This is a genomic window from Moraxella sp. K127 (assembly GCF_015223095.1).
Taxonomy (GTDB): domain Bacteria; phylum Pseudomonadota; class Gammaproteobacteria; order Pseudomonadales; family Moraxellaceae; genus Moraxella.
Genome location: NZ_JADFBZ010000082.1, coordinates 1 through 5,581, shown reverse-complemented (window position 1 = coordinate 5,581; position 5,581 = coordinate 1). Strand labels below are relative to the sequence as shown.

Here is a 5,581-nt window from a genome sequence, read left to right as displayed (position 1 = left end):
AACCCACCCCAACTCAACCAAAACCCCCCACATCTTCCAATGTAGGGGGGCTTTAAATAAGGTGCTGACGATGACCTACTCTCACATGGGCGAACCACACTACCATCGGCGCTAAGACGTTTCACTTCTGAGTTCGGGAAGGGATCAGGTGGTTCCATCTTGCTATTGTCGTCAGCGTAAAAGGATTAACAACGCTGTTTATGAGTCTGTTGTTTTGTTTTTACTTTAAATTTTAATTTTTTAAAGTTTTAACTTTTTAAGTTAAGTTATTCAAGATTGATTCAAGCTTGTTAGGTAAAATCTTTAAACTTACTTATACAGCACATGAAGTAGTTTTAAACCACTTGGGTGTTGTATGGTCAAGCCAAACGAGCAATTAGTATTGGTTAGCTACACACATCGCTGTGCTTCCACACCCAACCTATCAACGTCGTAGTCTACAACGGCTCTTTAGGGAAATCTTATCTTGAGGTGGGCTTCCCGCTTAGATGCTTTCAGCGGTTATCCCATCCGAACGTAGCTACCCGGCGATGCTTCTGGCGAAACAACCGGAACACCAGAGGTTCGTCCACTCTGGTCCTCTCGTACTAGGAGCAGATCCTCTCAAATTTCCAACGCCCACGGTAGATAGGGACCGAACTGTCTCACGACGTTCTAAACCCAGCTCGCGTACCTCTTTAAATGGCGAACAGCCATACCCTTGGGACCTGCTTCAGCCCCAGGATGAGATGAGCCGACATCGAGGTGCCAAACACCGCCGTCGATATGAACTCTTGGGCGGTATCAGCCTGTTATCCCCAGAGTACCTTTTATCCGTTGAGCGATGGCCCTTCCATACAGAACCACCGGATCACTAAGACCTACTTTCGTACCTGCTCGACTTGTGGGTCTCGCAGTTAAGCGCGCTTTTGCCTTTATACTCTTTGAACGATTTCCGACCGTTCTGAGCGCACCTTCGTACTCCTCCGTTACTCTTTAGGAGGAGACCGCCCCAGTCAAACTACCCACCATACATTGTCCTTGATACTGTTATATCTAAGTTAGAACCCCAACATAACCAGGGTGGTATTTCAAGGTTGGCTCCATGGCAACTGGCGTCGCCACTTCAAAGCCTCCCACCTATCCTACACAAGTTAGGTCAAAGTTCAATGTAAAGCTGTAGTAAAGGTTCACGGGGTCTTTCCGTCTAGCCGCGGGTACACAGCATCTTCACTGCGATTTCGATTTCACTGAGTCTCTGCTGGAGACAGCGCTGCCATCATTATGCCATTCGTGCAGGTCGGAACTTACCCGACAAGGAATTTCGCTACCTTAGGACCGTTATAGTTACGGCCGCCGTTTACTGGGGCTTCGATCAAGAGCTTCGCTTACGCTAACCCCATCAATTAACCTTCCAGCACCGGGCAGGCATCACACCCTATACGTCCACTTTCGTGTTTGCAGAGTGCTGTGTTTTTAATAAACAGTTGCAGCAGCCTGGTATCTGCGACTGCCAACAGCTCAGGAAGCAAGTTCCATCACCATCGGCAGCGTACCTTCTCCCGAAGTTACGGTACCATTTTGCCTAGTTCCTTCAGCAGAGTTCTCTCAAGCGCCTTGGTATTCTCTACCTGACCACCTGTGTCGGTTTCGGGTACGATTTCTTTATGACTATCGCTTAGAAGCTTTTCCTGGAAGCAGGGTATTTGCCACTTCGCCAGTAAACTGGCTTGCTATCAGATCTCATTAATAGTCTGGCGGATTTGCCTACCAAACCTAACTACATCCTTCCACCTGGACAACCAACGCCAGGCTGACATAACCTTCTCCGTCCCTCCATCGCATCATAAACAAGTATCGGAATATTAACCGATTTCCCATCGACTACGCCTTTCGGCCTCGCCTTAGGGGTCGACTCACCCAGCCCCGATTAACGTTGGACTGGAACCCTTGGTCTTCCGGCGAACGGGCTTTTCACCCGTTTTGTCGTTACTCACGTCAGCATTCGCTCTTGTGATACCTCCAGCATACCTTACGATACACCTTCACAGGCTTACACAACGCTCCCCTACCACTTAATTGAAACAATTAAATCCGCAGCTTCGGCTCCTAGTTTGAGCCCCGTTACATCTTCCGCGCAGGCCGACTCGACTAGTGAGCTATTACGCTTTCTTTAAAGGGTGGCTGCTTCTAAGCCAACCTCCTAGCTGTCTGTGCCTTCCCACATCGTTTCCCACTTAACTAGGAATTTGGGGCCTTAGCTGGCGGTCTGGGTTGTTTCCCTCTTGACGACGGACGTTAGCACCCGCCGTCTGTCTCCCGGATATTACTCATCGGTATTCGGAGTTTGCATCGGTTTGGTAAGTCGGGATGACCCCCTAGCCGAAACAGTGCTCTACCCCCAATGGTATTCGTCCGAGGCGCTACCTAAATAGCTTTCGGGGAGAACCAGCTATCACCGAGTTTGATTAGCCTTTCACCCCTATCCACAAGTCATCCCCTGGCTTTTCAACGACAGTGGGTTCGGTCCTCCGGTGCCTGTTACGGCACTTTCAACCTGCTCATGGATAGATCACTCGGTTTCGGGTCTATACCCTGCAACTTAATCGCCCTATTAAGACTCGGTTTCCCTACGGCTCCCCTAAACGGTTAACCTTGCTACAGAATATAAGTCGCTGACCCATTATACAAAAGGTACGCCGTCACCCGACCACTTAATCGTTCTGATTGTCAAATTGTGATTTGACACGATTCATCAAGAAAGTTCTCATACGACCATTATTTTTTATGGTTCGTTCTCGCTTTCTTGCTACTTGTTCGTTAATGTAGGCTTCACAATAAACAATACGCCATGTTCTTGCTCTGGTTGAGTAAGTTGTGCCATTGTTATGGTCATCAATTCTTTGTTTTAAATTGGTGGTAAAACCAACATAAAACTCATCATGATTATCCACGTTTTGTATGACATAGACGTAGTAAAAATTCATTGTTATCCTCAAAACGATTAAGTGGTCGGGCTCCGACTGCTTGTATGCACACGGTTTCAGGTTCTATTTCACTCCCCTAACAGGGGTTCTTTTCGCCTTTCCCTCACGGTACTGGTTCACTATCGGTCAGTCAGGAGTATTTAGCCTTGGAGGATGGTCCCCCCATCTTCAGACAAGATTTCACGTGTCTCGCCCTACTTAATATGTCTCATAAACAGTTTCGCATACAGGACTATCACCTACTATGGTTGGCTTTCCCACGCCATTTTGCTACTGTAAATTCGATCGGCTCCTCCCCGTTCGCTCGCCGCTACTTGGGGAATCTCAATTGATGTCTTTTCCTCGGGATACTGAGATGTTTCACTTCTCCCGGTTTGCCTTACACAGTAAACTGTGTAATAGCCAACTTATGTTGGCTGGGTTTCCCCATTCAGAAATCGCCGGGTCACAGGATATTGCCACCTCACCGACGCTTATCGCAGGCTATCACGTCTTTCATCGCCTCTGACTGCCAAGGCATCCACCATGTGCACTTCATTACTTGACCATACAACCCCAAGTAGTCTTGGTGTTATAAGGGTAATGTGTAACGATTCACCTATGTTTACGCTTGATTCAGTTCTCTTTACTTTATCCGACCACTCATCTTATTTAAATTTTAGACAAATCTAAAAGATGTGGAGTAGTGGTCGGAATGGTTAATTATTTGTTGGAATTAAATAATTAACCCAGACTCATAGTTACGTTGTTAAATAATGTAATTAACTTCATCAGTTAATTGTAAGTTATCTACATAAAGTAGAAGTAAGAAATCTAATTTACTGGTGTTTAATTTGATTGCTTAGTTCTAATTTATTGTAAGTGGTGGAGTTAAGGAGAGTCGAACTCCTGACCTCCTGCGTGCAAGGCAGGCGCTCTACCAACTGAGCTATAACCCCATAAATGGTGGGTCTAATAAGACTTGAACTTATGACCCCCGCCTTATCAAGGCGGTGCTCTAACCAACTGAGCTATAGACCCAATTTAACTTACGCTACTAAGAACAACTTGTTGTGAATTCTTGCCAATCAGATAATCTCGTTAAGGAGGTGATCCAGCCGCAGGTTCCCCTACGGCTACCTTGTTACGACTTCACCCCAGTCATCGACCCCACCGTGGTGATCGCCCTCTTGCGTTAGGCTAACCACTTCTGGTGAGATCAACTCCCATGGTGTGACGGGCGGTGTGTACAAGGCCCGGGAACGTATTCACCGCAGCATTCTGATCTGCGATTACTAGCGATTCCGACTTCATGGAGTCGAGTTGCAGACTCCAATCCGGACTACGATTGGCTTTTTGAGATTAGCATCACATCGCTGTGTAGCAACCCTTTGTACCAACCATTGTAGCACGTGTGTAGCCCTGGTCGTAAGGGCCATGATGACTTGACGTCGTCCCCGCCTTCCTCCAGTTTGTCACTGGCAGTATCCTTAGAGTTCCCACCCGAAGTGCTGGTAACTAAGGAAAAGGGTTGCGCTCGTTGCGGGACTTAACCCAACATCTCACGACACGAGCTGACGACAGCCATGCAGCACCTGTATGTAGATTCCCGAAGGCACTCTCGCATCTCTGCAAGATTCCTACTATGTCAAGACCAGGTAAGGTTCTTCGCGTTGCATCGAATTAAACCACATGCTCCACCGCTTGTGCGGGCCCCCGTCAATTCATTTGAGTTTTAACCTTGCGGCCGTACTCCCCAGGCGGTCTACTTATTGCGTTAACTGCGTCACTAAGTCTTCAAGAGACCCAACGACTGGTAGACATCGTTTACGGCGTGGACTACCAGGGTATCTAATCCTGTTTGCTACCCACGCTTTCGAACCTCAGTGTCAGTATGATGCCAGGAAGCTGCCTTCGCCATCGGTATTCCTCCAGATCTCTACGCATTTCACCGCTACACCTGGAATTCTACTTCCCTCTCACCTACTCTAGTCACCCAGTATCAGATGCAGTTCCCAGGTTAAGCCCGGGGCTTTCACATCTGACTTAAATGACCACCTACGCTCGCTTTACGCCCAGTAATTCCGATTAACGCTTGCACCCTCTGTATTACCGCGGCTGCTGGCACAGAGTTAGCCGGTGCTTATTCTGTGGGTAACGTCAGGGCTTATGGGTATTAACCATAAGCTTTTCCTCCCCACTTAAAGTGCTTTACAACCAAAAGGCCTTCTTCACACACGCGGCATGGCTGGATCAGGCTTTCGCCCATTGTCCAATATTCCCCACTGCTGCCTCCCGTAGGAGTCTGGGCCGTGTCTCAGTCCCAGTGTGGCTGATCATCCTCTCAGACCAGCTACAGATCGTCGCCTTGGTAGGCCTTTACCCCACCAACTAGCTAATCCGACTTAGGCTCATCTATTAGCGAGAGCTAAAAGCCCCCTTTCTCTCGTAAGACGTATGCGGTATTAGCGTAAGTTTCCCTACGTTATCCCCCACTAATAGGCAGATTCCTAAGCATTACTCACCCGTTCGCCACTAATCCGTCTAGCAAGCTAGACTTCATCGTTCGACTTGCATGTGTTAAGCCTGCCGCCAGCGTTCAATCTGAGCCATGATCAAACTCTTCAGTTTAATCT

The 5,581-nt window shown here is 47.9% G+C and carries 2 tRNA genes and 3 rRNA genes; all 5 read right to left on the bottom strand.

Annotated elements, in window-relative coordinates:
* Window positions 1-62 precede the first annotated feature (62 nt).
* Window positions 63-176 (bottom strand): 5S ribosomal RNA (gene rrf / locus IM753_RS12540).
* A 179-nt stretch (window positions 177-355) separates the two neighbouring features.
* Window positions 356-3,513, bottom strand: a 23S ribosomal RNA gene (locus tag IM753_RS12535).
* 315 nt (window positions 3,514-3,828) lie between these two features.
* Window positions 3,829-3,904 (bottom strand) — tRNA-Ala (locus tag IM753_RS12530).
* Window positions 3,905-3,909: 5 nt separating this feature from the next.
* Window positions 3,910-3,986: transfer RNA gene (locus IM753_RS12525), tRNA-Ile, on the bottom strand.
* 61 nt (window positions 3,987-4,047) lie between these two features.
* A 16S ribosomal RNA gene (locus IM753_RS12520) occupies window positions 4,048-5,576 on the bottom strand.
* The 16S, 23S and 5S rRNA genes sit together here with 2 tRNA genes alongside, the layout of an rRNA operon.
* Between the last annotated feature and the right edge of the window lie 5 nt (window positions 5,577-5,581).